General features: G+C 63.9%; 20 protein-coding genes and 1 other RNA gene. 13 read left to right on the top strand and 8 right to left on the bottom strand.

Features of this window, described 5'->3' with window-relative positions:
* Positions 1-119: 119 nt before the first annotated feature.
* The gene (locus tag DH08_RS19590) at positions 120-326 is read left to right on the top strand and encodes a TOBE domain-containing protein (RefSeq protein ID WP_006204920.1); all 207 of its coding nucleotides are present in this window, start codon (positions 120-122) and stop codon (positions 324-326) included.
* 211 nt (positions 327-537) lie between these two features.
* Here DH08_RS19590 and DH08_RS19585 read toward each other — a convergent pair whose 3' ends face one another.
* Together DH08_RS19585 and DH08_RS19580 are read right to left on the bottom strand one after the other, a co-directional pair.
* The gene (locus tag DH08_RS19585) at positions 538-1332 is read right to left on the bottom strand and encodes a thymidylate synthase (RefSeq protein WP_192181045.1); all 795 of its coding nucleotides are present in this window, start codon (positions 1330-1332) and stop codon (positions 538-540) included.
* 251 nt (positions 1333-1583) lie between these two features.
* Entirely contained in the window at positions 1584-1895 is a 312-nt protein-coding gene (locus DH08_RS19580; RefSeq protein WP_192180890.1) for a DUF2853 family protein, read from the bottom strand.
* 168 nt (positions 1896-2063) lie between these two features.
* On the opposite strand from DH08_RS19580, the gene ssrA reads away from it, so the two are divergent.
* Positions 2064-2423, top strand: a transfer-messenger RNA (tmRNA) gene (ssrA, locus tag DH08_RS19575).
* Positions 2424-2560: 137 nt separating this feature from the next.
* On the opposite strand, the gene DH08_RS19570 is transcribed toward ssrA, so the two are convergent.
* Positions 2561-3766: a multidrug effflux MFS transporter gene (locus DH08_RS19570; RefSeq protein WP_192180889.1), complete on the bottom strand. Its 1206-nt coding sequence runs from the start codon at positions 3764-3766 to the stop codon at positions 2561-2563.
* Positions 3767-3974: 208 nt separating this feature from the next.
* On the opposite strand from DH08_RS19570, the gene DH08_RS19565 reads away from it, so the two are divergent.
* The 4 genes from DH08_RS19565 to DH08_RS19550 all read left to right on the top strand — a co-directional run bounded on the left by DH08_RS19565 (position 3975) and on the right by DH08_RS19550 (position 5773).
* Entirely contained in the window at positions 3975-4664 is a 690-nt protein-coding gene (locus DH08_RS19565; protein ID WP_192180888.1) for a TetR/AcrR family transcriptional regulator, read from the top strand.
* Between the two features lie 118 nt (positions 4665-4782).
* Positions 4783-5316 carry an SspB family protein gene (locus tag DH08_RS19560; protein WP_192180887.1) on the top strand — a complete coding sequence of 178 codons (534 nt, stop codon included), beginning with the start codon at positions 4783-4785 and terminating at the stop codon, positions 5314-5316.
* Positions 5317-5334: 18 nt separating this feature from the next.
* The gene (locus tag DH08_RS19555) at positions 5335-5532 is read left to right on the top strand and encodes a DUF4169 family protein (protein WP_192180886.1); all 198 of its coding nucleotides are present in this window, start codon (positions 5335-5337) and stop codon (positions 5530-5532) included.
* A gap of 10 nt (positions 5533-5542) precedes the next feature.
* Positions 5543-5773, top strand: coding sequence for a ribbon-helix-helix domain-containing protein (locus tag DH08_RS19550; RefSeq protein WP_192180885.1), 231 nt, complete (start codon positions 5543-5545; stop codon positions 5771-5773).
* An 87-nt stretch (positions 5774-5860) separates the two neighbouring features.
* Here DH08_RS19550 and DH08_RS19545 read toward each other — a convergent pair whose 3' ends face one another.
* The gene (locus DH08_RS19545; RefSeq protein WP_192180884.1) at positions 5861-9859 is read right to left on the bottom strand and encodes an AsmA family protein; all 3999 of its coding nucleotides are present in this window, start codon (positions 9857-9859) and stop codon (positions 5861-5863) included.
* A 90-nt stretch (positions 9860-9949) separates the two neighbouring features.
* Positions 9950-11362 (bottom strand): FAD-binding oxidoreductase, encoded by a 1413-nt coding sequence (locus DH08_RS19540; protein ID WP_192180883.1) that lies wholly within the window; start codon positions 11360-11362, stop codon positions 9950-9952.
* A 101-nt stretch (positions 11363-11463) separates the two neighbouring features.
* On the opposite strand from DH08_RS19540, the gene DH08_RS19535 reads away from it, so the two are divergent.
* The gene (locus tag DH08_RS19535; RefSeq protein WP_192180882.1) at positions 11464-11949 is read left to right on the top strand and encodes a thioesterase family protein; all 486 of its coding nucleotides are present in this window, start codon (positions 11464-11466) and stop codon (positions 11947-11949) included.
* A gap of 143 nt (positions 11950-12092) precedes the next feature.
* Positions 12093-12290, top strand: a complete 198-nt coding sequence (locus DH08_RS19530; protein ID WP_192180881.1) for a hypothetical protein — start codon at positions 12093-12095, stop codon at positions 12288-12290.
* Positions 12291-12424: 134 nt separating this feature from the next.
* On the opposite strand, the gene DH08_RS19525 is transcribed toward DH08_RS19530, so the two are convergent.
* Complete coding sequence (locus DH08_RS19525) at positions 12425-12904, bottom strand: Lrp/AsnC family transcriptional regulator (RefSeq protein WP_192180880.1); 480 nt, start codon at positions 12902-12904, stop codon at positions 12425-12427.
* An 89-nt stretch (positions 12905-12993) separates the two neighbouring features.
* Here DH08_RS19525 and DH08_RS19520 point away from each other — a divergent pair, with 89 nt between their 5' ends.
* Positions 12994-13899, top strand: coding sequence for an EamA family transporter (locus DH08_RS19520; protein WP_192180879.1), 906 nt, complete (start codon positions 12994-12996; stop codon positions 13897-13899).
* Between the two features lie 11 nt (positions 13900-13910).
* On the opposite strand, the gene DH08_RS19515 is transcribed toward DH08_RS19520, so the two are convergent.
* Entirely contained in the window at positions 13911-14813 is a 903-nt protein-coding gene (locus DH08_RS19515; protein WP_192180878.1) for a dienelactone hydrolase family protein, read from the bottom strand.
* 260 nt (positions 14814-15073) lie between these two features.
* On the opposite strand from DH08_RS19515, the gene DH08_RS19510 reads away from it, so the two are divergent.
* Positions 15074-16432 carry a cytochrome P450 gene (locus DH08_RS19510; RefSeq protein ID WP_210328790.1) on the top strand — a complete coding sequence of 453 codons (1359 nt, stop codon included), beginning with the start codon at positions 15074-15076 and terminating at the stop codon, positions 16430-16432.
* Between the two features lie 9 nt (positions 16433-16441).
* Entirely contained in the window at positions 16442-17239 is a 798-nt protein-coding gene (locus tag DH08_RS19505) for an SAM-dependent methyltransferase (RefSeq protein ID WP_192180876.1), read from the top strand.
* Positions 17240-17452: 213 nt separating this feature from the next.
* Here DH08_RS19505 and DH08_RS19500 read toward each other — a convergent pair whose 3' ends face one another.
* The gene (locus DH08_RS19500; protein WP_192180875.1) at positions 17453-19765 is read right to left on the bottom strand and encodes a glucose/quinate/shikimate family membrane-bound PQQ-dependent dehydrogenase; all 2313 of its coding nucleotides are present in this window, start codon (positions 19763-19765) and stop codon (positions 17453-17455) included.
* Positions 19766-20030: 265 nt separating this feature from the next.
* Here DH08_RS19500 and DH08_RS19495 point away from each other — a divergent pair, with 265 nt between their 5' ends.
* Both DH08_RS19495 and DH08_RS19490 read left to right on the top strand, forming a co-directional pair.
* Positions 20031-21671, top strand: coding sequence for a response regulator transcription factor (locus DH08_RS19495; RefSeq protein ID WP_192180874.1), 1641 nt, complete (start codon positions 20031-20033; stop codon positions 21669-21671).
* Positions 21672-21830: 159 nt separating this feature from the next.
* Positions 21831-23111, top strand: a complete 1281-nt coding sequence (locus DH08_RS19490; RefSeq protein ID WP_246800930.1) for a flavin-containing monooxygenase — start codon at positions 21831-21833, stop codon at positions 23109-23111.
* Positions 23112-23192 lie beyond the last annotated feature (81 nt).

Raw genomic sequence — 23192 nt, 5'->3', positions numbered from 1 at the left:
TGCAATCGATATATCCAGATGAATATAACAAGGAAAGGCCTTTCGCGGGCTACGGCATTGTATGCCGGGGTTTTCTCGGCCTACGATGACCTTTACTGAATAGAGCGATGGAGCCTCCCATGAAGATCAGCGCCCGCAACACCCTCAAGGGAACGATCATCGAGATCGTCAAGGGAGCCACCACATCGCATGTCCGCATCGACATTGGCGGCGCCGTCGTCACCGCTTCGATCACCAATGAGGCGGTGGACGACCTCAAGCTCGAAAGGGGCAAGCAAGCCTATGCCGTGATCAAGGCGTCCGACGTCATGGTCGGCATCGATTGAGGCGATTGTTCCAGCCAGCGTCCTATGTCCGACATTGGCGGCTTAGGTGCGTTGAGATTCAGGTCAGGCCGAGTCGGAGTCGAAGATGGGCGCGAAGCGACCAAACAAGGTGGGTTCCGAGAACCGGAGCGGAGCGTACTTAAAGTACGTGAGCACCGGAAGCGCAGGAAGCCGCCATTTGCAGGCCGACATCACCTGAATATCGACACACCTAAACGGCGATCGGCGCCTTGATCGACGCATCGGCGAAGTAGTTCTCCAGCCGGAAGTCCTCGAAGCGGAAGGCGAAGAGGTCCTTGACCTCCGGATTGATCCACATCGTCGGCAGCGCCTTGGGCGTGCGCTGCAACTGTTCGCGCGCCTGCTCGAAATGGTTCGAATAGAGATGCGCGTCACCGAGCGTATGGACGAAATCGCCGGGCTTTAGCCCCGTCACCTGCGCCACCATCAGGGTCAGCAGCGCATAGGAGGCGATGTTGAAGGGAACGCCGAGGAAAATGTCGGCCGAGCGCTGGTAGAGCTGGCAGGAGAGCCTGCCCTCAGAAACGTAGAACTGGAACAGGCAGTGGCAGGGCGGCAGCGCCATCGCCTCCACCTCGGCCGGGTTCCACGCCGAAACGATCAGCCGACGTGAATTGGGATTCTTGCGTATCTCCTTCAGAAGGCCAGCAATCTGGTCGATCCCGCCGCCATGGCCGTCCGGCCAGGAGCGCCATTGCTTGCCGTAGACCGGGCCGAGATCGCCATTCTCGTCCGCCCATTCGTCCCAGATGGAGACGCCGTTATCGTTGAGGTATTTGATGTTGGTGTCGCCAGCCAGGAACCACAGGAGCTCATGGATGATCGACTTCATATGCAGCTTCTTGGTGGTGGTGACCGGAAAGCCGCGCGACAGATCGAAGCGCATCTGGTGGCCGAACACCCCACGCGTGCCCGTGCCGGTGCGGTCGCCGCGATCGACGCCGTTTTCCAGCACATGCTTCAACAGGTCGAGATACTGGCGCATCGGTTCCGGCTCGATTCGAGGTTTCGCCAATCATAGCGCAAGTACGCGCTGACGCCACGCTTGTCTAAAGTCTTCCCCATCCTGGCCCCTGTTTCGGGCCGATGCGGTGGAGACCTTTTTCAGAATTCGCTCTGGCGAGTCGAATGGCGTGGTTTTCGAGAACCGGAGCGGAGCGTACTTAAAGTACGTGAGCACCGGAAGCGCAGAAGACCGTGTCAGTCGGCCGCCAGAGTAGAATTATCAAAAAGGTCTCAGAGGGCGCCGAGCTTGCCCAGATCTTTCGCGACCAGATAGTAGAAGGTCACCCGGCTTTTGGTGTTGTCGGCGGCCATCGCCTTGCAGGTCTTTTCGATCGACGCGTCCGCTTTGCCGGCGTCGGCGACGCCGAGCTTCTTCGCGGCCCAATTCTCCCTGACGCGCTCCAGTTCCTTGGGATCGGTGCAGGACACCAGCGAAGAATCCCGGTTGCGCAGCGCAATGCCCAGATGCTTCACGATCTTGTCGACCGCATCGGCGCTGGCGCCGGCGTCGTACTTCTTCACGTCTGCGAGATAGTCGGCCATGAAAAATTCCCCTCGTCGGCGCCACGGATCCGGTCGATGAGGGTTGTGGCGTGCTGACGCAACTTGTGCGCTAGGCTGAAACTCCTCACCGCCCGGAAGCTTCGGTTGAGCGCGCGAGCAAGTCAATCCTCAACGATCCAGTTTGACACATGCACGAAAGGACATTGCGGCCTTTCATTTTCCATGATCGGCCCCTATATTCGTTTTGTCGGCTTGACCGACTATGGCGATAAATAGGCGATGAAATAAGCCGTTCGGACCCGGGGGCGGTACCCGGCGCCTCCACCAAAAACCGCTCTTTCAAAGGAGCGGCTTCTGCTGGGGGCGAAATAGGATCGACGAAGGTGTAAAGATCGTACTTTTGCCCGGCATTGTACCACCGTCATCGGGCTAAACTTATAGTTGCCAACGACAACTATGCGGAAGCTCGTCTCGCTGCTTAATGCAGTGCGAACGCTTCAAATCAAGCCCTAGAGGTTCGCACTTCTAGGCGGGGTTCGGAGGTACCTGGCAACAGAAACCTCCACTTCTCCCTTTCAATGCATGCATTAGCCAAGGCCTGACACGGGTCGGCGTTGCTCGCTTGCCGCTGGGGTGAGATACGGTCGCGGCAGGCGCAAAAAAGGCCGGCAATGACCCGGCCTCTTTGCTTCTATGGATGTCAGTTATTCCGCCGGCGCTTCGACTGCTTCGCGCGAACGGCCGAGCGTCACCTTGGCCAGGCTGAACGAAATCACCGCGCACAGCGTGATGCCGGCAACCATCGGCAGCGGCGTGCCGTCGAAGAACAGGCCGGCGACGCCCATGGCAAGCGCGCCGATGGCGAAGTGCAGCGTGCCCATCAGCGCCGAGGCCGTGCCGGCGATCTCGCCATGCTCTTCCATAGCCAGCACCGACGTCGTCGGGATGACCAGGCCGAGGAAGCCGTAGCCGACGAACAGCAGCGCCGCCATCACGTCGAGCCGGTCTACACCCGTCGCCATGATGGCGAACAGCACCACCATTGTGGTTGCATAGCCGGTCACCGCGACACGCACGACGCGCCTAAGACCAAACCGCTCGGCCAGCATTCCAGTCAGCTGCGACATGCCGATGAAGGCGACCGCATTGATCGAGAAGAACACGCTGTAGACCGAAGGCGACAGTCCGTAATGGTCGATCAGGATGAAGGACGAGCTCGACAGATAGACGAAGAAGCTCGCAATGCCGAAGCCGGCGATCGCCACCAGGCCAAGGAAATTGCGGTCGCCCATCAGGAAGCGGTAACCGGACAGCGCCGTGCCGAAAGAGGAGCCGGCGCGCTCTTCGACCGGGCGTGTTTCCTTGAGCGAAGTCGCGAGCAGGATGGTGGCGAGTGCTGCCGCACCCGTCACCGTCCAGAACACGGCGCGCCAACCGAACGTCTCGATGATCTGGCTGCCGGTCAGCGGCGCGAGAATTGGCGACACCGAAAACACCAGCATCAGCAGCGACATAAGCTTCGCCGCCTCATTGCCGGTGTGCAGGTCGCGCACAATGGCGCGCGGCACCGCCATGCCGGCGCTGGCGCCGAGCCCTTGCAGGAAGCGGAAGGCGATCAGCCATTCGATGGTCGGCGCCAGCGCCGAGCCGACGCCGCCGACCATAAACAGCACCAGACCACCATAGAGCGGCAGCTTGCGCCCGACCATGTCGGAGATCGGTCCGACCAGGATCTGACCAAAACCCATCGACAGGAAGAAGATCAGCAGGCTCATCTGCACGGCCGAGGTACCGGCGTGCAAATCCTCGCCGATCGAAGGCAGCGCCGGAAGATACATGTCGATGGCGAACGGGCCGATGGCGGACAACAGGCCAAGCACGACCGCAATGCGGAGGAATTTGGGACTCATGATAAAGGCTTCTTTCGAATCTGGTTGCCGCCGAGAACCGGCGTCTAACCCCAGGACGTTCCATCCCGTGACATTCCGACACCTCAGAGCGAACTTGTTCGTCTCTAGAGCGAATCCATTCGTCTCTCCGACGCGAAATGTCCTTATGTTATGTCCACAAAATTAGACAGTCTTGTCTAATTCGTCAATCACCGCTATATAGATTTTTATGAAGCCTGGCGTTTCTCCTGACACTTTCCCGCCACGCAGCCACGAGGCGAAACGCATTTCGGTTGTCGAGGCTGCCGCCTCGGTCTTTTGCCGAGAGGGCTTTGCCGGCGCCAATATCGACCTGATCGCGGCCGAGGCCGGCGTGTCGCGGCAGACGGTCTACAACCACCATCGCGACAAGGAAAAACTCTTCGTCGCCGTCGTCCGCGATCTCACCGAGCGTTGCAATGCCGGCACATTCGCCACCATCGCCACCTTCCCCGACCAGCCCAGCAACCTTGAGGCGGATCTGATCGGCTTCGCCATGCGCATGAACCGCAACTGCATCTGCAACCGCGACGGCAGGTTCCTGCGCAAGCTGATCCAGACCGAGGGCGAGCGCTATCCCGAACTCTTTGCCGAATGGCGCGAACAGGGGCCGGGCCGAACCTGGTCGGCGCTTGCCGCCCGCTTCGCCCGTCTTGCCTATGCCGGTCACCTGTTGATCCAGGATCCCGATGTGGCAGCACGCCAGTTTCTTGCGCTGATCAACGCCGAGTTGCAGATAACCTTCATGCTCGGCGGCACGCCGCCGGACGATGAGGTGCTTCAGTCCGCCACCAATGGCGTGCGGACCTTCCTCAACGCCTTCGGCAGGCAAAAGAGCGCGAGCCACGCGGCCAAGAGAAGCGCGCTCGTCAGCGCCTGAGTCTTTAAATCGTCGCCAATGGCCTTCGCTTCGAGGCGGCTGCGATCTATATCCGGTTTACGCCGCGCTCAAGCTTGATTACAGCTAGGCGGACGATTCAACGGAACCTGATCGCCACATGGCCGACGACCACATCCGCTACGACATTCTGGCCCAGGAGGCGTTGCGCGGCGTCATGCGCAAGGTTCTGGCCGAAGTCGCGCGCACCGGCCTTCCCGGCAACCATCATTTCTTCATCACCTTCCTCACCGGCGCGCCGGGCGTGCGCGTGTCTTCGCGGCTGCGCGAGCGCTATCCCGAGCAGATGACCATCGTCATCCAGTTCCAGTACTGGGACCTGAAAGTGACCGACACTGGCTTCGAGGTCGGCCTGTCCTTCTCCGACGTGCCGGAAAAACTCGAGATCCCCTTCTCGGCCGTGCGCGGCTTTTACGATCCCTCCGTCAATTTCGAGCTCGAATTCGACGTCAAGACGGATGGCGCGGCAGAGGACGAGCCGGCGGCACCAGCTCCCGAACCGCTCGCCGTTGTCGAGAAAAAGCCCGAGTCGAAGAAGAAGGCTGCAGCCGAGGCCGAGAAGAAGCCTGCCGCGACCGATGCAGCCGGCAAGGGCGCCGACGTCGTATCCCTCGACGCCTTCCGCAAGAAGTGATCCGAAAGGCGGCGCGACATGGGCGACGTCGTCAATCTCCGCCAGGCCCGCAAGCAGAAGGCGCGGAGCGAGAAAGAACGGCTGGCCGAACAGAACCGGGTGCTGCACGGCCGGTCCAAGGCCGATCGGAACCGTGACCGGCTGACGTCCGACAAGGCCGAGAAATTCATCGCCGGCCATCGCCGCGAGAAGCCCGGCAGTCGCGACGACCAGTGAGTGCGTTGACGTGAGCCCGGTCGAAAAACGCTCGGTGACGATCAGCGGCCACCGCACCAGCTATTCGCTCGAAAAGCCCTTCTATGACGATCTCGTCGCCATCGCCGCGGCGCGCAAACTGACGCTTGCCGCTTTGGTCGCCGAAATCGATGAGACCCGCCCCCGCGACGCCAACCTCTCCTCCGCACTCAGGTTGCATGTGCTGGACTGGGCGAAGCGTGGGATGAGCGGTTCGCCTTAGAGCGGTTCAACGATTGATTAAACCGCACTAATCCTATGTTTTACAGAATTACGGACGGAAAACCGCTACGCACTCTTCCTGGAATTGCTAGCCGCCGTCCAGCGACTTCAGCAGATTGTCGATCGTGAACGGATTGGCCTTGGGCTTCAGCGGCGCTGGGGCTGAACTGTCATTGACGCCGGGAAGTGAGCGGTCGACCTTTGACGCCTGCTCGGCGGCCTTGCGTTTGGCCTCGAGCCTGGCCTTTTCTTCCGACGCGATCCGCGCCGCCTCCTCCGCCTTCCGGCGTTCCTGCTCGGCGGCCTGCGCCTTGGCCGCATCGTCGGCCGCCTGTTGCTCTGCCTTGGCCTTCGCTTCAGCATCGGCTTTGGCTTTCGCGTCCGCCTCGGCTTGGGCTTCGGCATCGGCCTTGGCTTTGGCATCCGCTTCGGCTTGCGCCTTGGCGTCAGCCTCCGCCTTGGCTTTTGCCTCGGCTTCGGCCCGGGCTTTTGCCTCGGCATCGGCTTTTGCCTTGGCCTCGGCCTGCAGCCGCGCCTCTTCCTCTTGCCGGCGCAATTCCTCGGCCGCCCTGTCGCGTTCGGTCTGCAGGGCGGCGTAGTAGCGCACCTCGCGCCGCAGCCGCTGCTTCTCCAGCAGCGCCGCCTGCATCGCTTCGACCCGCTGCTGCTCCTTCTCCAGCGCGCGCTGCGTCAGGAATTGCGCCAGCGGTTCGCTGTCGAACTGGCGCATGGCAGCGCCGAGCGGGCCCTCGACGCTGAAGTTCACCGCCGGGTCGGAGCCGACCAGCGCCTCGTCGCCGGGCCGATAGGTGATCGACCCTCTTGCGTCGACGGTGCTCGCGTTCAGGTCCGCAGAGATGTCGGCAGACAGCGTTGCCGCCGAGTTTTCGAAACTGATCGGCGGCGCCCGCAGAATGCCGCCGGCAAGTGTGAAGGCAATGTCGGTGTCACCCGCGGCGAAACCGCCGTCGGCGGCGATCTCAGGCGCAAAGCCGGCGGTCTTGGCCGCATCGATATCGCGCCCGATCGTATCGGCCTTGGCGATGAAGGCGCCGAAGGCATCGGGATTGACGCCGGCGATGGCGAGGCCCTTCAGCGCCGCCGTGCCCGAGCCGGACAGCGCCGCCACCATGGCATCGACCGATTTGCCGCTGGTCGACAGCGTCGTCGAGACATCGCCGCTGCCGCTCAAGCCGGCCCCCGGCAGCACGGCCGAGAGATCCCCGCCGGCAAGTTTCATCTGGCCGGAGAAAAGCCCGGTGCCGTCATTGTTCTTCAGTTCGAACAGGCCGGTCAGCGCGCCGCCGAAGAGCTTGGCCTTGAGGTCGGAAACGCGCATGCCCTCCTGGTCGAGCTTCAGCGACAGCGCTGCGTCATAGGCGGTGGCGAACTGGCCGGCGGCAAGTGCCGCGGTAGTAAGGTCGAGATCGGCGGTGAACGGCAGGTTGGACTTCTGGCTGAACGGCGCCGTCGGCCAGGGACCTTTGCCGGCGAGGAAGGACTGGTCGCCGAACAGCGCCACCGCCATCGGGTCGAGGTCGAGTTCGTCGAGCGCCAGCGCCCCGGCCAGATGCGGCACCCCGTCCTTCACGTCGACATTGACGTCGCCGGAAACCGCCGCTTCGTTGAGGGCGCCGCTGAACTCGTCCAGCACCAGCAGACCATTGCCATAGTCGGCCTGTGACGTGAGCGATGCCGACATGCCGGTGCCCATGCCGGGCAATCCGACGCCGGTCGTCATCAGCCACGGCTCGATGTCGGCGGCGTCGAGGCTGATCTTGCCCTTTGCGGTCGCCCCTTGCGGCGTCTCGGCAACCGTTCCCTCGAACGCCGCCCGGAAATCGTCGCCCGTAAGGGCGAAGCTCGTCGCAAGGCCACCGCCAAACGTGCCTTTCGCCGAGATTTCGGTGGTTGCCTGGCCAAGCATGCCAAGCGGCAGCGCCGGCAAACCATAAAGCGCGAGCAGCGCCGTGGCGTCGGCATTCCTGGCATTGAAGGTCAGCATCACCGGCGCCTCGAGAAGCCTGTCGGCCGCCCCCTTGCCGGAAAGCGATGCCGAAAAGGCCGAGCCGCCGGCCTTGCCCTGTGCGCTGACCGCCAGCCCCGTCGTGCCGTCGCCATTGTCGGCCGCACTCGTCACCAGATCGATGCGGGCGTCCTGGAACAGCTCGGGATAGGCGGCTGCGCGGGCCGCCAGGCCCTTCAGCACCTCGTTGCCAGGATAGTGCTGCTTAGCGACATCGACCAGCGGCTTCAGATCGACAGCGACCACCGAGGCGTCGAGCTTGCCGGTCGGGCTCGCCGGGAAATCCTTGATCCGGCCGGTGGCGCTGATCGAGGCGCCGGCCAGTCCGCCGACCGACAGCCTATCGATTTCAAGCAGGCCTTCGCGCAGTCTCAGCGCCGTGTCGACCTTGTCGGCGGTCAGGCCGCCGGCACTGACCGGCCCGGCCTTGATCTGGAAATCGAGATCGCGGTCTGAAAAGCGGTTGGCCCCCTTGTCGCTGACGAAGATCGAGGCGAAGGCCGTCAGCCCGTCGACGTCGAGCTCGCCGCCCTCCAGCCGCATCAGCACCGACGGTCTGGCATCGTCAGGCTGGCTGGAATCGATGCGGCCGGAAAACTTCGCCTTGCCGAGGATCAGTTCGAGATCGCTGAACGCCTGGCGCTTCTCGCTGAGATCGACCTTGGCCTTGAAGCCGGCGGCGGGCAGCCGGCGGATCGCCTCGTCGACATCTTTCGACAGCCAGGCGGCGAAACCGGACGGCTGCGCCACGGCGAGCAGCAGCGAGCCGGTGAAGCCAAAGTGATCCTGGACGCTGAGCATGCCGTTGGCTTCCAGCGTGGCGCGGCCGGGCAGCGTCGCGGCCAGCGACTTGACCGACCAGCCGCCATCGGTCGGCTCGGCCGACAGGTGCACGTCGCGCACTGTGGTATCGCCAGCCACCACCGCTGGCAGCTTGACCTCGACGGTGCCCGGTATGGTCGGCTTGGGCATTTGCAGCAGCGCCCGCTCCAGCGCGTCGACCCGCTGCGACAGCGTCAGCCCGGCGCCGGCGGCACCCACGGCCTCGTCGAACTGCACCTGCGCACCATTGGCTTCGATCGCGAAGCGCGGATCGATCCCGAGATCGACCGAAGCCTTGCCGTCGGCCGTATAGGGATTGTCGAGCGGCCCGGTCTCGAAGCGGAACTCATCGAAGGAAAGTCTGTGGTGATCGAGCGAGAACTTGCCGTTGAGCCGGAAGCCGGGATCCGGCTTGCCGGTCGAGACCTTCACCGGCTCGCCATCGGTGCCGCGCAGCTCGGCCGAATTCTTGTCGGCGTCATTCTTGCCGGAGCCATTTTTGTCGGCAGCCGAGATCTTGAACTGACCCGAATACACCGCGGCGCCCTTGACGATGCCGGCATTGCCATCGGCCTCGATGACCAGCGGATAGGCGTCCGGATCGGCCTTGAGCCGAAGCCGCATCTGCCCATTGCCCTCCGCCTTGCCGGTCGACGCGATGACCTCGGTGCGCAGGCCGTCGAAGCGCAGCGAGCCGTCCATCCGCCAAGGCCCGGCGAGCGACTTGGCCGAGATGGTCGAGTTGATCTCGGAAATCAGATGATCGCGCCCGCCGGCGGCATGGCGCAACGCGACCTCTCCCTCGGTCACCGTCAGCTTCTCGATCGAAATCTGGTTGATGTCGAAGGGCGAGGTCGGCCGCATCGCCCAGTCGACCGTGCCGTCGGCGGCGATATCGATCGTCGCCTTCGGCCGCACCAGCCGCATGTCGAAGATCAGCACCTCACCGCTCAGGAACGGCGCCAACTCCGCATCCATCGAAAATGTCTCGACGGTCATCGCCGGTTGGCCGCCGGGGCCGCCGGCAACCGCGACATTGGAAAAGGTCACAGAAGGAAACGGCAGCAGCCTCGCCGTGGCGTCACCTTGCACGGTGACCTTGCGGCCGAGAATGGCGCTCGCCTCGCGCTCGAAATCCGCACGGTAGCCTGTCCAGTCGACGAAATGCGGCACCACCAGCGCCGCGCACAGCACCAGCACGAAAAGGCCACCGAAGATCACGAACAGGCGTGCGAGCATCTGCTCCGATTGGGTTGATTGAAAATCAGCCGCACTCTACCCGCATCCGCGTGTCTATAAAGAGGCAATTCGATTACCACCCGCTGCTGCCTATTTGCCAGGCAATATCTTGCCCGGGTTCATGATGTTAAGCGGATCGAGCGCCTGCTTGATCGTGCGCATGATGTCGACGCCGTGGCCAAGTTCGTGGCGCAGGAAGCCGATCTTGCCTTGCCCGATGCCGTGCTCGCCGGTGCAGGTGCCTTCCATGGCGATCGCCCGCATGTTGAGCCTGGCGACAAATTTTTCCGCCAGCGCGATCTCTTGCGGGTTGTCGACATCCATCAGCACCAGCACATGGAAGTTGCCGTCGCCGGCATGGCCGACGATTGGCGCGACCAGCCCCATCTCGGCGATATCGGCCTCTGTCTCGGTGACGCATTCGGCAAAGCGCGAGATCGGCACGCAGACATCGGTCGACAGCCCCTTGGCGCCGGGCCGCAGCGTCAGCGACGACCAATAGGCATCGTGCCTGGCCTTCCAAAGTTTCGTCCGCTCCTCGGCGACGCTGGTCCACAGGAACGGCCCGCCGCCATTCTCCTCGGCGATCATGCCGAAGGTCTCGGCCTGCTCGGCGACGCCGGCATCGCTGCCGTGGAATTCGACGAACAGGCACGGGCTCTCCGGATAGCCGAGCTTGGAGTAATTTTTCATCGCCCGCATCTGCAGCGCGTTGACCAGCTCGATGCGCGCCACCGGAATGCCCATCTGGATGGTGGCGATCACCGCATTGCAGGCAGCCTCCAGGCTGGGAAACGGGCAGACGCCGCCGGAGATCGCCTGCGGAATGCCCTGCAGCTTCAGCGTCAGCGCGGTGATGATGCCAAGCGTGCCTTCCGAGCCGACCAGGAGCCGCGTCAGGTCGTAGCCGGCAGAACTCTTCTTGGCCCGCTTGCCTGTCGTCACCGCTTCGCCATCGGCCATGACCGCCGTCAGCGACAGCACGTTCTCGCGCATCGTACCGTAGCGCACGGCGTTGGTTCCGGACGCGCGTGTCGCCGCCATGCCGCCGAGCGAGGCATTGGCGCCGGGGTCGATCGGGAAGAACAGGCCGGTGTCGCGCAGATGCCGGTTGAGGTCCTCGCGCGTCACGCCGGGTTCGACGGTGCAATCGAGGTCCTGCGGATTGACCGAAAGGATGCGGTTCATCCGCGACGTGTCGATGGAAATGCCGCCGCCCGGCGCGTTGGTGTGTCCCTCGAGCGACGAGCCGACGCCGAAGGCGATCACCGGCACGCGGTGCGTGGCGCAGGCGCGCACGATCTCCTGCACTTCCGCCGTTGTCTCGACAAAGGCGACGCCATCGGGTGCCTGCGTCGGGATATAGGTGGTGGTGTGGGCATGCTGGGCGCGGATCGCCTCGCCGGTCTGGAAGCGCTCGCCGAGCACCTGCTTGAGGATGCCGAGCACGGCGGCGATGCCCTCCTCGTTGCGCTCGACCGGATTGAGGTCGCTCAGAGCCATGAATTCCTCCGCGAATGGACCAGCGGCCACTCTTGTTGTGCAGCTATGGATGCGTAGTCTCACCAACCGCACCCTGTCCAGCGATCCAGAAGGAAAACAAGATGCCAAGCCCCGCCCCCTTCCTATCCCGCGCCATGGATATCGAGAAGGACTGGATCGACTACAACGGCCATCTCAACATGGCCTATTACAACGTGCTGTTCGACCGCTGCTCGGACGACGCCTTCGAGATGATGGGGATGGGGCCGAACTACGCCAAGGAGCGGCGGCTGACCATCTACACGGCCGAAGTCCACGTCTGCTACGTCCAGGAACTGCACCTGGAGCACAAGGTCGTGGTCTCCTTCCAGCTCATCGACCATGACGACAAGCGGCTCCGCGTCTACCAGGAAATCCGCCACGTCGACGGCTGGCTCGCCGCCACCTCCGAATCGCTGTCGCTGCATGTCGACATGTCCGGGCCGAAGGTGGCGCCCTTCCCCGCCGACGTCCTTGCAAAGGTGGAAGCGATGCGATCAGCCCATGCCGCGCTGCCGATGCCGGAACGCGCAGGCCGCTCGATCGGGATTCGCCGCAAGACTGCTTGAAGCTGCCTGGCGCCCACGTTAACCTTACCGAGGTTTTAACGTGAACAAGCCAATTGAGTCGTTGAACGACTCAGTGAGGCGTTTGAAAACGTACGCATCGGGTTGCGGTACCGGCGGCGGGCAAGGCGGTTCGAGGAACGTGCATGAAAACCGACATCAAGGTCGAGGTGGACAGGCTGGCGGCCGATCCACGCATCACCGACTATGATTTCTGGCGCTCGCTCAAGAACGTCAACAACGAGATCTTTCATATCGCCAACAACAACGAGCCGATCCCCTTCGACATGATCCGCTGGCGCGCCATCCTGAAGCAGGCGCGCATGAAACGCGGTCATATCTAGAGCAGTTCCAGGAAAAGTGCGCAGCGGTTTTCCGTCCGGAATTGCGTAAAAACAAATACTTAGAGCGGGCCACCTATCAGAAGCCGAACCGCTCTAACGCCGCTGCTGCAGGCGCGCACTTCATTCTCTGAACATTAAGGCTGGCGCTTGAGCGCCCCCAAAGGCGAACGCGTCACCACCGGTGACGACTGGATGATCGCGGTGTTGGTCATCGCGTAGGGGATGATGCGGTCGATCACGCGTTCGAGCTCGGCCACCGAGCCGACATGGGCCAGCGCAATGAAGCAGTCCTCGCCGGTCACCCGGTCGCATTGCGCGATCTCGGGCAGGTCGCGGATGATGTCGGCAACAACAGCCAATTGTCCCGGCACTGGCCTGATGCGCAGCCAGGCGGACAGCTTCATGCCGAGGGCGGCCGGATTGATCCGGACCGTATAGGTCTCGATGACGCCGTTTTCCTGCAGCCGCTTGATGCGCTCGGCCACGCTCGGCGCCGACAGGCCGACGGCACGCGCCAGTTCGGCCGTGCTGGTGCGCGCATCCTTTTCCAGCAGGCGCAGGATTTTCAGGTCCGCAGCGTCTAGTTCGGGATTTTCGTTTCGAAGGCGTTTCAAGGAAAACTCCTTGCATCCAGAAAGATGATGATCGAGAAAATCGATCATCATCCATATAAATCGAGAAATCTGCCTGCGATACTGATCGCATGGAAGATCAAACGCAAGCCCCGGCCACGCACCCTGCCCTCGCCGGCCCTGCCTTCGGCACGATGGCGGCCTCCCTGCCGCCACATGTCTGGTTCGGCGTCAGTGCGGTGTTCCATTATCTGGGGCCGGCCTTTGCCGTGCTGCTTTTCCCGCATATCGGCGTGCTCGGCATGGCGTGGCTGCGCATCGCCACCGCCGCCCTCGTCTTTGCGCCGCTGACCCGGCCGTGGTCGGTCTTCGCCCGCGCCGACCGGTCGGCATGGCTGCTGCTTCTGGCTTTCGGCGCCTGTCTGGCGGTGATGAACTGTTCGTTCTACCTGGCGCTGGACCGCTTGCCGATCTCGCTGGTGGCGGCGATCGAATTCGTCGGCACCATCGGCGTAGCACTCGTCGGCCTGCGCAGCCCGCGCAATCTCGCCGCGCTTGCCGTGGCCGTCACCGGCACCTTGCTTTTGATCGACGTCAAATGGTCGGATGATCCGGTCGGCCTGTTCTGGGCCTTCCTCAACGGCGCGCTGTTCGTCTGCTACATCGTGCTCGGCCACCGCATAGCCGCTTCAGGCGCCGGCGGCGGCATCGCCGCGCTTGGCGCGGCCATGGCGATTGCTTTCTTTATGGTGCTGCCCATCGGCCTCACCGACGCACTGCCGGCCTTTTCGTCGCCACCGCTGCTGCTCGCGGCCATCGGCGTCGGCGTCTGCTCTTCGGTCATCCCCTATATCTGCGACCAGCACGCCATGTCGCGGCTGCCGCGCGCGAGCTTCGCGCTGATGCTGTCGCTGCTGCCGGTCACGGCGACGCTGATCGGCGTCGTCGTGCTTCGCCAGATCCCCAGCCTCACCGACTGCCTCGGCATCACTCTGGTGGTCGCCGGCGTCGCCGTGCACAGACCAGCGCCAAAGTGATCGCCGCGAGGCTAGGCCAGTTTCTCCTTCAGGAAAGCTACCGTCCTTCCCCAGGCAAGGTCCGCCGCCTTCTTGTCGTAGCGCGCCGCCGAAGTGTCGTTGTTGAAGGCATGGTTGACGCCGTCATAGACGTAGACCGTGTATTCGACATGGGCCGCATCGAGCGCCTTCTTGTAGGCATCGATCCCGGCATTGATGCGCTCGTCCAGCCCCGCATAATGCAGCAAAAGTGCCGCCTTGATCTTCGGCACATCCTCGGCTTTCGGCTGCATGCCGTAATAGGCGACCCCGGCACTGAGGTCCGGCGCATTGACAGCCAGCGTGTTCACCGTGCCGCCGCCCCAGCAGAAGCCGACCGCGCCAACCTTGCCGTTGCCGTCCTTGTCGCCTTTGAGGAAGGCGACCGTTGCCACGGCATTGGCTCCTGTCTGCGCCGGATCGAGCTTGGTGAACAAGTCGCGCGCCTTGTCCTCGTCGCCTGGCGTGCCGCCGAGCGGCGACAAAAAGTCCGGCGCCAGTGCCACGAACCCTTCCAGCGCCACGCGACGCGCCACGTCCCTGATATGCGGATTGAGCCCCCTGTTCTCATGCACCACGATGACGGTGCCGAGCTTACCGGTCTGGTCCGCCGGCTTGACCAGATAACCCTTCATCTCGCCGCCGTTGCCGGGATAGGTGATGTCCTGCCCTTTCACGCGCGGATCGTCCTCGGCCACGATCGCCGCCTGGGCGGAATTTGCCGCCAGCAGCGGCACGATCGCGGCGGCCGCGGCGCCCGATCCGGCAAGCCTGGTCAACTGTTCCATGAAACGGCGGCGGTCGAGCGTCAGATGCGTGTATTCGTCATAGGCATCGATCATCGCCTGGGTGATGGCGGGCCTGGCGGTTCCGGGGCCGGTGGCTGATCTTGTCATGGCGTGCTCCTCATTTTGGGATGACATCGCTGCGCAAGATAGGGTCGGGGCCGGCATGGTCCAGTCCCGGATCAGTGAGGCGGTTGTCGCAGTAAACCGCAACGTCAGTTGGGTTGTCCTGGACCAAGGCCGGCAGTTCTCCCGTTGCGTCTGCGAAAATCGATTCCGACTTTCGCAGACGATGCTGTAGGGTGCAGGTGGGGGAACAGCCGTAGTCTTGCGGCTATGCCGAGCTTGGGTGGGATATGCTGGCAAACAGGGTGGGGAAATGGCGCACGCTTGGGCTGATGGCCCATTTCGCGGCCGAACCGCTGATGGCTGCACATAGCGCACATAGCGCCTTCGGCCCTTTCATCCGGATCGACTACCCGCATTCGACCGCGGCAAAGCCGCGCCGCATCTTCATGATCGCCGACGCCGGTCTCTATCGCACCGTGCTGTCCGACACCGTGACCTGGCGCAACATCCAGATCAACGGCCGCGGCAAACGCGGACACGCTTCGAACCGGCTCTCCTATGGCATGACGCGGCTGCGCGGTGAACGTCACGAGCACTATCGCAAGCTGTTCGCGCCACCGCTCAAGCGCCCGGCAATCATGCCAATGAGCCCGGAAATGGCGCGCATCGCCGCCGACCAGGTCGCAAGCTGGCCGGTCGGCACGCCCTTCGCGCTCACCGAAGCCGCCAAGACGATGGCCAAGCATCTGGCGATCGGCCTGCTGTTCGGCGACGACCACGAACGCGCCATGCCAATCGCCGAGATGATCGCACGCCAGATTCGGGCGAGCTGGATCGTTCCGGGTCCGGCCTTCTTCAGCTGGATCAGGGAAGCAGAGGCGCAGGAACGCGCCATCCTGGCCTGGGCTGAGGAAAAGCGCGGCGACAAGGACGCGCAGGACATCCTGTCGATCCTGGTCAACAACACCGACGAGGCGGGCCACCCGCCTTCCGTCGCGCTGATCGGCGGCATCGTCAGCTTCGTCTTCGGCGCCGCCTACGACACATGCCAGAACGCGCTGGCCTGGACGCTGATCCTGCTCACCCAGCACCCCAACGCCATGGCAAGCCTGGTGGCCGAGATAGACGGCGCCCTCGGCGGCAGGCCTGCGACGATGGACCGGATCGGGACCCTGCCATTGCTCGATGCAACGATAAAGGAGGCGATGCGGCTTTTCCCGCCGGTGCCGCTGATGATGCGCAAGGCGACCCGGGCAACGATGCTTGGCGGCGAGCCGATCGCCATGAACGAAGGCGTGCTGATCAGCGCGCTCACCATCAACCGCGATGCTTCGCTCTATCCGGACCCCGACAGCTTTCATCCGGAACGCTGGGCCTCGATCAAGCCGTCGCCGTTCCAGTACCCCGTCTTCGGCGCCGGCGGCCATATGTGCCCTGGCATCACCTTCGGCCTGCAGATGATGAAGATCGCCCTGGCGACCATCCTGTCGAAGCGCTCGGTGGAGTTATCGCCCGCCGCGCGGATCGCTTATCGCACCAGGATAACACTGGCGCCAACTGGCAACATTGACGTGATCATGCGAGAGCGCGCTGAGCCTGTCCGTACGGATCAGGCGCGCGGCCGCTTCCGCCAACTGGTCGCGCTTCCAGCGCTAACATAGGAACCGCCGATGACCGCGCAGCAAAACATGGTCCGCATCTATGACCGGGTCATGAAAAGCAGCAAGCAGCGCCGCTACTATGGCGGAAGCGGCTTCTACAATTTCGGCTATTGGGCGACCGGCGCGGCATCGCAGCGCGAGGCCAGCGAAGCACTGGTCGACACGCTGCTGGCGCGGCTGCCAGGCAAGAGCGGCGCCATCCTCGACGTCGCCTGCGGGCTCGGCGCCTCGACCAGGCATTTGCTGCTCTCCTATCCGCCGCAGGCGGTCACCGCCATCAACATCTCGGCCGCTCAAGTCGCAACAGCCCGCCAAAATGCTCCCGGCGCTACGGTGCTGCAGATGGATGCGGTCAAGCTCGACTTTGCCGACGAAAGTTTCGACGCGGTGATCTGCGTCGAGGCGGCCTTCCACTTCGACACCCGCGCGGCCTTCCTCGCCGAGGCCCATCGCGTGCTCAAGCCCGGCGGCGCGCTTGTCCTGTCCGACATCCTGTTCCGAACGTTGTTCGGGTTCGGAATTTCCGACCGCCTCGGCGTGCCGAAAGCCAATCTCGTCGCCGACATCCCGTCTTACAAGGCGCAGTTCGACGCCTTGGGTTTCATCGATATCGCCGTCGAGGACGCTACCGATCAATGCCTCGGCGGCTTCCGTCGCAGCCTCGTCGCATGGCCAGGGTCGGAATACCGCAAAGGTGCGATGAGCTTCACCACCAGTCTTGCCAGCGCCGCTGTCTGCCGGCTCATCGCAGGTTATTTCGGTGCGGTCTCAAAGTCCTATCTGCTGGTTTCGGCACGAAAGCCTTGAGGCGCACAACCAAGCTTCGGCGGCACCTCAAAACGGCAGGTGCGGCCGCGCTTTATCTCAATCTGAAAATATCGATATTATTGATTATTAGAAACTACCCTTCACTTTCTGGAAACCATTCGCCGAGACGCGCATCGCGACGACGTCGCCGTGGCCATCGGGATGTTGCCGGCCCTGCCTGCCCAGGCCGTCGCCTGAGCACGGTCCGAGCATCTATTTCGGCAGCGTGTAGGCCATTACATAATCGCCCGGCTTGGTGCCGACCGAGCCGTGGCCGCCGGCAACGATGACCACGAACTGGCGCCCGTCGGCGACCGTATAGGTCATCGGCGTCGACTGGCCGCCGGCCGGCAGCCTGGCTTTCCAGAGCTGCTTGCCTGATGTCAGATCATAGGCGCGCAGATAGTCGTCGACCGCCGCCCCAAGGAAGGCGACACCGCCGGCGGTGATCATCGGCCCGCCAATGCCGGGCACGCCGACTTTCAACGGCAAGGGCAGCGGCGTCATGTCGTAGACGGTGCCGTTGCGGTGTTTGTAGGCGATCTTGCCGGTCCTGAGGTCGACGCCAGCCACATAACCCCAGGGCGGCGCCTGGCAGGGGATGCCGAGCGGCGACAGGAACGGTCCCATCACCACCGCATAGGGCGCGCCCTCGTTGCGGTTGAGCCCTTGCTCGCTGCCGCGCCCTTCATCCGGCGGCGGCACCTGGTCGCGCGAGATGAGCTGCGACTTGAACGCCAGATAGGTCGGCATGCCGAACATCACCTGCCGTACCGGATCGACGGCGACGCCACCCCAGTTGAAGGTGCCGAAATTGCCGGGATAGATCAGCGAGCCCTGCACGGACGGCGGCGTATAGCGGCCTTCATAGCGCAGGCCCTGCAATTCGATGCGGCACGCCAGCTGGTCGAACATGGTGATACCCCACATGTCGGCGCCGGTCAGCGGCTTCGGATTGAAGGAGAGATCCGATTCCGGCTGCGTCGGTGATGTGTGGTCGCCCTCGATCGCGCCGCCCGGCGCCGGCACTTCCTTCACCGGAACGATCGGCTCGCCGCTGCGCCGGTCGAGCACATAGAGGTCACCCTGCTTGGTCGGCACGACCAGCGCCGGCACGACGCCGCCAGGCGTGGTGATGTCGACCAGCGTCGGCTGTGCCGGAACATCCATGTCCCACAGATCGTGATGCACGGTCTGCCGCACCCAGCGCAATTGCCCGGTGTTGAGGTCGAGCGCGGTGATCGAGGAGGAGAATTTCTCGACATTGGCGCTGCGGCCCATGCCGAGCTGATCCGGCGTCTGGTTGCCGAGCGGCACATAGAGCAGGCCGAGCTTCTCGTCGGCACTCGGCGTCGACCACATGTTGGGCGAGTTGTTGGCGTAGGTCTGGCCGGCCGGCAACGGCGTCGTCTGGTCGGGATTGCCGGAATCCCAGTTCCACAGCAAGGCGCCGCTGTCGACATCGAAGGCGCGGATGACGCCGGATGGTTCCTCGGTCGAATAATTGTCGTTGACCGCACCGCCGACGATGATCTTGCCGCCTGATATCAGCGGCGCCGAGGTCGAGTAGTAATAGCCCGACTTCGGATAGGGCATCCCGGTCAGCAGGTTCAGCGTCCCGCCTTCGGCAAAGGACGGGCAGATCTGACCGTTGGCGGCGTCGAGGGCGATCAGCCGCGCGTCGGAGGTCGGCAGATAGACGCGCGCCGCACAGGGCTGGCCGGCGGCGATCTTGGCGTCGGCATAGTAGGACACGCCGCGGCAGGTCTGGTGCTGGCGGTCCTTGTCCAGTTTGATCTTGGGATCGTAGCGCCATGTCTCCTTGCCGGTCGCGGCATCGATGGCGATGGCGAAGTTGTGCGGCGTGCAGATGTAGAGCGCATCGCCGATTTTCAGCGGTGTCACCTGATAGGTGGTTTCGCCGACATCGTCGGGCCCCTTTATGTCGCCGGTGCGGTAAGTCCAGGCCGGCTGCAGATTGGCGACGTTGTCGGTGGTGATCTGGTCGAGCGGCGAGTAGCGCTGGCCATATTGCGTGCGGCCGTAAAAGTGCCATTCGCCTTCGGGCACATTGCCGCCGAGGTCGGCCGTCGGCGTCACCTTGTCGGCGCTGAGTTGACCGGCGATGTCCTTGGGATCGGCGGTCATCGAGTAACCGGCCACCGCAAGCGAGGCCAGCACCGCGAGGATGAGCGGCGCCCGCCCGTCGGGGCCGGCGAGCCCCCGCCTCGCCCACGGCGTCAGCAGCCACAGCGCCAGAAGCACGATGACGCCGCCGCGCGGCCCGAGCTCCCACCAGTCGAAGCCGATCTCCCAGACCGCCCAGCACAGCGTGCCGATGACGATCGCAGCGTAGAGCCAAAGCGCGATGGATTTGCGCCTGTAAAGCAGCCAGGCGGTGATCAGGAAGCCGAGGCCGGTGATGACGTAGTACCAGCTGCCGCCGAGCGACGCCAACCAGATGCCGCCGCCGCCGAGAACCAGACCGATGAGAGCAAGGACCACGGCGGTGAGGACGGTTGCCATAACGACACTCCTTCAGGCGCAGCAGGCGAGCGGCCGAAAACCGCCGTCACGAAATGGAAACGCAGCCCGCTTTCGATTCTGTTTCATCTCGCCGCCGCAGTTTTCCGCCCGCTCGCGCGAGGTGTCAAATTAGCAGGACAGTATGCTTTGATAGTGCGGGCATCGTTCTGGCATGTGCTTCGGTCCTGTTGCTGCTCACGTTGAAATGACCGGGATGCCGGTTGCCATTCTTCTGCCCGTTATCGGGCGATGCTATGCTTTGCCTATGAAAGCCGATGCCGCCTCGTTGCTCGAACGGGCCCGCCACGCCTATGGACAGCGGGCATGGGCGGACGCATTCGAGCTGCTGCGGGCGACCGACGAGATCACGTCTCTCGGCGCGGAAGACCTCGAACGGCTGCTCTGGACGGCCGGCATGCTGGACCGCGATCAGGACATCTTCGCCGCCGGCGAGCGTCTCTTCAACATGCATATCGAAGCCGGCCGTGACGACCAGGCGGCGTATTGGGCGTTCTTCCGTGGCTTCCGGCTTCTGACGTTGGGCGAGGAAGGCCACGCAACTGCCATTATCCAGCAGGCGCAGCGCCTGGCGGATGGCTTTGGCCGCGAGTGCGCGGCGCATGGCTATCTGTTGTTGCTGTCGGCACAAAAGGAACTCATGACGGGCAACGACCCGGCGTCGGAGGCGCTGGCAAGACAGGCGCTGGCGATCGGCGAACGCTGCAGCGACATCGACCTGATCGCCTTCGCCAGATGCTATCTCGGCCGCGCGCTGGTGCGGCAGGGCCGGGTCGAGGAAGGCATCGCCTCGCTCGACGAAGCCATGCTGCCGGCTGCCGACGGCAAGCTGTCACCCATTGTCACCGGCCTCGTCTACTGCAACCTGATCGCCGCATGCCGGCAAGTCTATGCGTTCGATCGCTCGCGCGAATGGACCGAGGCGCTCTCGAACTGGTGCGGAGCCCAGCCGCAGCTGGTTCAGTTCAACGGCGTCTGTCTGCTGCACCGTGCCGAGATTATGGAGTTGAACGGCGCCTGGCAGGATTCGATTGCCGAGGCGCGGCGTGCCACGCGCCTTCTTGCCCATTCCAGCGGCAACGAAGCGGCAGCTGGCGCGGCTTACCAGGAGGCCGAAATCCATCGGCTGCGCGGCGAGTTCGCCGCCGCCGAGGATCTTTATCGTGCCGCCAGCCGGCTCGGGCTCGAGCCGCAGCCCGGCATGGCGCTGCTGCGCCTCATCCAGGGCCGGGCCGAGCAGGCAGCGGCAACCATTCGCCGCGTGCTTGCCAGCACCAAGGCGCCGCTCGGCCGTGCCCGGCTGCTGCCGGCGCTGGTCGAGATCACGATGGCCGCGGGCGCTGCCGACGAAGCGCATGAAGCCTGCGAAGAGTTGGAGATGATCGCCGGCCGCTTCGCCACCGACATCCTGGCCGCAATGGCCGCGCAGGCGAAAGGCCAGATCGAGATGGCTGGAGGTGATTCCGCGGCAGCGCTTGGCCATTTCCGCGCCGCACTGACGACCTGGCAGCGCGCCGGCGCTCCCTATCTGGAAGCCCGGCTTCGCGTGCTGGCCGGTCAGGCCTGCCGCATGCTTGGCGACGAGGACGGCGCCGAACTGGAATTCGAGGCTGCCCGGTCGGTCTTCACCGCGCTCGGCGCCGCACCCGACCTCGCCCGCGTCGATCTGCTGATCCAACCGACAACTTCACCTTCGCATGGCCTGACGCGGCGCGAGATCGAAGTCCTTGGTCTTGTCGCCACCGGCAAGACCAACAGGCTGATCGCGAGCGACCTCGGTCTCAGCGAAAAGACCGTCGACCGGCATCTCAGCAACATCTTCGACAAGCTGGCGGTCAACTCGCGCGCCGCCGCGACTGCCTATGCCTTCCAGAACGGCCTGCTCTGACATCCGAAAGATCGCGTGCACGACGATCCGAGATCGCGTGCGGGGCATGGGGGAAAATCCCCATGCCGCTTTTTTCCGTCGTGGGGTGTCTCCCCGAAGCGCCGCCGCGCTGGATCGCTATTTTCGCTCCATGGCTGACGAAAACCGCATGGAGCGATCATGAACCAGATTTCGACACCTCGTCCGACCTCAAGCCCCGCACTGAAACCGCACGGCCGCGTCGGCATCACCGAGACCAGGGTGCGCGCCGGTTCCTTGCTGGAACCGGGAGCAGCGTTCATGCAACTGGAGGCTGGCACGCTGCAGGCGCCGGGCAGCCAGGCGCCATCAGGCGACGAAAGGCATCCCGCGCTCAGGGAAGAGCATGTCGACGTCGTCGTCATCGGCGCCGGCCAGAATGGCCTGTCCGTCGGCTATCACCTTGCCCGCAAGGGCGTGAAGTTCGTCATCCTGGAGGCACGCGAGCGCGTCGGCGACAACTGGCGCTCGCGCTGGGATTCGCTGCGCCTGTTCACGCCGGCGCGCTTTGACGCGCTGATCGGCATGCCCTTCCCCGCTGACCGCTATTCCTTCCCGACCAAGGACGACATGGCCGACTATCTGGAAGCCTATGCGAAGAAGTTTTCCCTGCCGGTGCGCACCGGCGTCAAGGTCGACGAGGTGACCCGTTCCGGCGACCGCTACATCGTCACTGCCGGCCAGGCCCGGTACGTCGCCGGGCATGTCGTGGCCGCCGCATCTAGCTATCAGAAGCCGAAGATCCCGGATTTCGCGGCGTCGCTCGATCCGTCGATCCGGCAATTTCACTCGGGCGTCTACAAGAACCCTGGGCAGCTCAATCCGGGCAGCGTGCTGCTGGTTGGTGCCAGCAATTCCGGTGCGGAAATCGCTATGGATCTCGCGGCTACGCATCAGGTCTGGCTGGCTGGCCGGCATCCCGGCCACATCCCCGTCGCCTACAATGGCTATTTCGCCATGCGTCTGGTGTTGCCGGTCGTCCTCCGCATCGTCTTCCATCGGCTGCTCACGGTCGACACACCGATGGGCCGAAAGGCCAAGCCGCAGCAGCTGTCGCATGGCCTGCCGCTGATCCGGGTCAAGCCGCAAGATCTGGATGCCGCCGGCGTCCGCCGGGTCTCCCGCGTTGTCGGCGCCCGGGACGGCAAGCCGCTGTTCGACGACGGCCAGCTCCTCGACGTTTCGAACGTCATCTGGTGCACCGGTTTCCGGGCCGGGCTGGATTGGATCAAGCTGCCGATCTTCGATGACAGCGGCCGGGTGAAGCAGTATCGCGGCGCGGTGGAGGGCGAGCCCGGCCTCTATGTCTGCGGCCTGCATTTCCAGCATTCGACCTCGTCCACCATGATCCATGGTGCGGCACGCGATGCCGGCTATGTGGCGGACAAGATCGGCGAGCGGATGCGGGCGGCCGCCCGGTAAGGGCTGACGGACGGGCTTTTGAACGCATTGTCGGGCGCCTTGGCGACAATATTCGCACGGCGCCCGGCAAATGCGCTGACA

The sequence above is a fragment of the Mesorhizobium amorphae genome (assembly GCF_014843845.1).
GTDB lineage: Bacteria > Pseudomonadota > Alphaproteobacteria > Rhizobiales > Rhizobiaceae > Mesorhizobium > Mesorhizobium amorphae_A.
The sequence above is the reverse complement of the archived record's forward strand: the minus strand, read 5'-3'. Positions and strand labels throughout refer to the sequence as shown.

Bases quoted from the DNA above. Each gene is read 5' to 3' on its own strand.
- DH08_RS19590 (WP_006204920.1), top strand. From the start codon at position 120: ATGAAGATCAGCGCCCGCAACACCCTCAAGGGAACGATCATCGAGATC.
- DH08_RS19585 (WP_192181045.1), bottom strand. From the start codon at position 1,332: ATGCGCCAGTATCTCGACCTGTTGAAGCATGTGCTGGAAAACGGCGTC.
- DH08_RS19580 (WP_192180890.1), bottom strand. From the start codon at position 1,895: ATGGCCGACTATCTCGCAGACGTGAAGAAGTACGACGCCGGCGCCAGC.
- DH08_RS19570 (WP_192180889.1), bottom strand. From the start codon at position 3,766: ATGAGTCCCAAATTCCTCCGCATTGCGGTCGTGCTTGGCCTGTTGTCC.
- DH08_RS19565 (WP_192180888.1), top strand. From the start codon at position 3,975: ATGAAGCCTGGCGTTTCTCCTGACACTTTCCCGCCACGCAGCCACGAG.
- DH08_RS19560 (WP_192180887.1), top strand. From the start codon at position 4,783: ATGGCCGACGACCACATCCGCTACGACATTCTGGCCCAGGAGGCGTTG.
- DH08_RS19555 (WP_192180886.1), top strand. From the start codon at position 5,335: ATGGGCGACGTCGTCAATCTCCGCCAGGCCCGCAAGCAGAAGGCGCGG.
- DH08_RS19545 (WP_192180884.1), bottom strand. From the start codon at position 9,859: ATGCTCGCACGCCTGTTCGTGATCTTCGGTGGCCTTTTCGTGCTGGTG.
- DH08_RS19540 (WP_192180883.1), bottom strand. From the start codon at position 11,362: ATGGCTCTGAGCGACCTCAATCCGGTCGAGCGCAACGAGGAGGGCATC.
- DH08_RS19535 (WP_192180882.1), top strand. From the start codon at position 11,464: ATGCCAAGCCCCGCCCCCTTCCTATCCCGCGCCATGGATATCGAGAAG.
- DH08_RS19530 (WP_192180881.1), top strand. From the start codon at position 12,093: ATGAAAACCGACATCAAGGTCGAGGTGGACAGGCTGGCGGCCGATCCA.
- DH08_RS19520 (WP_192180879.1), top strand. From the start codon at position 12,994: ATGGAAGATCAAACGCAAGCCCCGGCCACGCACCCTGCCCTCGCCGGC.
- DH08_RS19515 (WP_192180878.1), bottom strand. From the start codon at position 14,813: ATGACAAGATCAGCCACCGGCCCCGGAACCGCCAGGCCCGCCATCACC.
- DH08_RS19505 (WP_192180876.1), top strand. From the start codon at position 16,442: ATGACCGCGCAGCAAAACATGGTCCGCATCTATGACCGGGTCATGAAA.
- DH08_RS19500 (WP_192180875.1), bottom strand. From the start codon at position 19,765: ATGGCAACCGTCCTCACCGCCGTGGTCCTTGCTCTCATCGGTCTGGTT.
- DH08_RS19495 (WP_192180874.1), top strand. From the start codon at position 20,031: ATGAAAGCCGATGCCGCCTCGTTGCTCGAACGGGCCCGCCACGCCTAT.
- DH08_RS19490 (WP_246800930.1), top strand. From the start codon at position 21,831: ATGAACCAGATTTCGACACCTCGTCCGACCTCAAGCCCCGCACTGAAA.